Raw genomic sequence first — 3,488 nt, forward strand, 5'->3', positions numbered from 1 at the left:
AGATCATGTCGTAGAGCAGCGCCGAATTCCACGCAACCGCCTCTTTTCCCGGTCCACGATTCATCCCTGCCAGCATCTGCACCCACGGCTCGTAGCGCGCGCTCCAGCGGCCCGCGTAATAGGTCGATTGCTCGTATTTGCGGATCCCTTCTGCGCTCGTCTTCAATTCGCGTGCATACCAGTCGTCAATCGATATCGACGGAACGCCCTTCGCCTTCCAGTCTTCCAGTCCAATCGGGTCGACGAGCACCAGTTGCTGCGTTTCGTCGGGATACATGAGCGCGTATCGGACCGCGATCATGCCGCCCGTGGAATGCGCGACGAACGTCGCCTTCTTGACACCGAGCGACTGCAGCAGTGCATGCGTATTACGGGCGAGTTGCTGAAAGGTGTACTGGTAACGCGCCGGTTTTGTCGATTTGCAAAAACCAATCTGATCCGGTGCGATCACGCGATACCCGGCGTCGGTGAGCACATCGATGCTTTCCTTCCACGTCGCCGAGCAGAAGTTCTTGCCATGTAACAGGACGACGGTGCGCCCGTTCGCGTTCTTCGGCGCCACGTCCATGTACGCCATGCGCACGATTTGCCGTTGCGACGAAATCGCGAAGCGACCGACAGGATAGGGGTAATCGAAACCTTCGAGTTCCGGTCCGTACACCGGTGAATCGGCGTCGGCCCGCACGACAGACGACGCGGGTTCGTCGGCGCAAACGGGTCGGACAGATAAGCTTGCGGTTGCGGCCATGGCAAGGACGACGCAAAGCTTGGCGGTAATCGAAGTCATTGAAAACAACGCGAAAAATGGTCGAAAAAGGTCGCGAACCGACGGCGAAAGGATTTTATCCCGCGCGCGGGTTCGACCGATACGCATCGTAGAGACGCGCGCCAGATGGTATCGGCTCGGCCGCTCCCGATGGCTTCTACTGGCTATTGGGGATAGACGCTGACCAGGAAATCGCCGAAAGAATTGAAGACGGGCCGGTCGCCACGAATCACGGATACGACTGGCGCTTCAACATTTTCCTCTTCGACCACCGCGAAGCTGAATTCCGGCGCCGACGATGAAAGCATGGTTCGTACCTCGGCGAGTTCCCTCTCGACGTCGTGAAGCGGACTGGCCTCTCTCGTCGTGACGGGTCGATCAGCCGACGGCAGGCTCTTCTGGATCATCTGCACCCTCACCCTCGCTTCGCCGAGCAATGCGGGTGGGACCAGGGAGAACTCACAGAACGATGCCAAACCGTGTGTTTCTGCGATCTCGAGGAAAAACTGCAGGCCTTCGTACGTGGCGGCGTATCGCTTCGCTTCGCCCACGACCGTGAACCCACCCGCCGTAAAGTGGCTTTTGAATTGCGCGATCGCGGTTTTCTTGGCCTGGTCCACGGCCGCATTCAGCAGTTCGGCAGATTGCCTTTGTAACGGCCCGACCTGGGCTTTCAGCTTTGCAAGTTCTTTAACAGTTCGAAGATCCATCACTTTTCTCTTTGTATTGCCGTGTATCGTGCATTGAGGCTGGCGAAATCGCCGTTGGTGGGAGGCGCGCAACTGCGCCCGCCGCGCAAAGCCGGGAATCCCCACATTAGATACGCAAACGGCAATGTTATGAAATTTACTTTCGCGGGGGAGTACTGCCCGGTGGCCGGAATGTCAACCCCGGCCCCGCGCCAACCCCGCCCCTTACCACGAAAAATCAATCGAACGGACGAAAGAACAAGCGTCGCATGGCCGGATCGGCGACGAACTCCACCAAGGACATGCCAGGCGGTTTGGCTAGCAGATCGGCTTCAATAGCCGCATGCACCGCCTTGAAGCTGCGCGCGGCCGCGGCGCCCAGTGCGTCGACGCCAGCACCGACGCGCTCCCGAGCACAATAATCCTGTACGAAGGTGTTCCCCGACGGTTGCAGCAAAGTAACCATTACTTCGAAGTCCGTGCCGTCAATGCGATGGCTCAAAATGAACTTCCCTTTCCCGTGCTCGACAAGCAATTCATCAACGATGCGGCGATTCATTTCTGCTGGATTCTCCATTTGTCGTCATGCAGCGGCGCTGCTGACTCACACCCGCGACTGATGTCAGGACGGGTCTTCGGTCTGCTATCAGCGCTGTCGGTGCGGCCTTCAGGGGAACACAAATCGAGGCGCATGAAGACAATTTTTTTCAACACTCAATATTTCTGTCCGATGCAGCCCGCGAGAAAGCATGCTGTTCGCTACGCTAGCCCAAGACGCCTGTATTGCCACTTCCCGCGGCATCCTTCTTGATTCTCGCCGACCGATACCATACGGTCCATCCGGTAAGGCCGGCGTAGAACCCATATTCAATCACTCTCGACGCGACAAGAGCCCAATGCTGATCCGGCCAACTCCAGTCAAGATAGCCACGCAGGAGATTCTCACAGGTCGTGCCCAAACCCCACACCAGGGTCATTAAACGAATGTGACCAGGCAAGTCCGGCCGGGTGCTCCATGACTTTTCGAAGACTGCTGCGCCATCGCTGCTTTCGCGCGCCATGGTCGAGCGCGCGAGATAGAACACCATGGGCCGCCGCCAGGTAAGTGAAAGCAGCAAACACAGACCTATGATTCCCGACACAAGAGGCTCTTCGACCAAGCGCTTGCGGGATTCGTTGGTGAGCAACATGGTGACAAGCGACAGCGTCGTTCCGACCAGTACCAACGCGGTCAATGCATCGAAATGATGGAAGCGCGTCAGATCCCACGCAATCCACGCGACTAATGGCACCATGGACGCAGCGAGGGCGCACGCGGGTCCATAGTGGGGAAGCGTGAGGCGATACACGACCCATGGCACCACAAAATTCACCACGATGGCCGACAGATATCGAGACCTGATTTTCATCGGTTAGAACCCTGGACGCGTTATTCCTGAATCCCCTCATTCGATTTCGCTGGCTCCCAACCGACAATAGCAGATTCGCCAGCCGCGCCGAACGACGCGCTCGCCAAGCAAACCTCGACCTTCGGGAACCGTGTGTCCTTAGCGCTCCACGCCGCGCTGCTTGCGCACATTGTCGGCCGACCGCTCGACACGATCGATAGGGCTTTGTCACGTTACTGAGCGTGTCGCGTAAAATCCTGCAAGCCCATCCAAAGCAACAAACACTGTACGGAGAAACGATTGATCGAATGCCACGTTGCACCCAGTCCGCTTGGCCACCTGGTGTATCGCGCGGAAGACGACTGCCTGACCGGGCTGTTCTTCGTCGGCCAGAAGCACTATCCAGCGGGTCTTGTCAGCACGGGCGCGCCGGCATCCCGGGTCATCGAAGAGGCGATGGAACAGATCGGCGAATATTTTGCCAACCAGCGTACTGCTTTTTCCGTGAAGCTACGGCTCGATGGCACTGAATTCCAGCAACGCGTTTGGGCGGCGTTGCGCGAGATCCCCTTCGGCGCAGCATGGACCTACGGCGATCTAGCCCGCAGCCTGGGCGCAGCGCCCGGCGCGTCGCGAGCCGTAGGC

The 3,488-nt window shown here is 58.3% G+C and carries 5 protein-coding genes; 1 reads left to right on the forward strand and 4 read right to left on the reverse strand.

The window, feature by feature from the left end; genetic code table 11:
• The 4 genes from WCA53_RS26865 to WCA53_RS26880 form a co-directional block, all read right to left on the reverse strand.
• The coding region (locus WCA53_RS26865) for an alpha/beta fold hydrolase (protein ID WP_423917799.1) at positions 1 to 787 on the reverse strand (787 nt) is incomplete at its 3' end.
• A 143-nt stretch (positions 788 to 930) separates the two neighbouring features.
• Positions 931 to 1,476, reverse strand: a complete 546-nt coding sequence (locus WCA53_RS26870) for a hypothetical protein (protein ID WP_423917802.1) — start codon at positions 1,474 to 1,476, stop codon at positions 931 to 933.
• Between the two features lie 217 nt (positions 1,477 to 1,693).
• Positions 1,694 to 2,014 carry a hypothetical protein gene (locus tag WCA53_RS26875; RefSeq protein WP_423917805.1) on the reverse strand — a complete coding sequence of 107 codons (321 nt, stop codon included), beginning with the start codon at positions 2,012 to 2,014 and terminating at the stop codon, positions 1,694 to 1,696.
• Between the two features lie 205 nt (positions 2,015 to 2,219).
• On the reverse strand, positions 2,220 to 2,864 hold the full coding sequence (locus WCA53_RS26880) for a VC0807 family protein (protein WP_423917809.1): 645 nt from the start codon (positions 2,862 to 2,864) through the stop codon (positions 2,220 to 2,222).
• Between the two features lie 279 nt (positions 2,865 to 3,143).
• Between WCA53_RS26880 and WCA53_RS26885 the strand changes: the two genes are divergently transcribed.
• On the forward strand, positions 3,144 to 3,488 hold a 345-nt coding region (locus tag WCA53_RS26885; RefSeq protein ID WP_423917814.1), incomplete at its 3' end, for a methylated-DNA--[protein]-cysteine S-methyltransferase.

The sequence above is a fragment of the Caballeronia sp. genome (genome assembly GCF_049581465.1).
Taxonomy (GTDB): domain Bacteria; phylum Pseudomonadota; class Gammaproteobacteria; order Burkholderiales; family Burkholderiaceae; genus Caballeronia.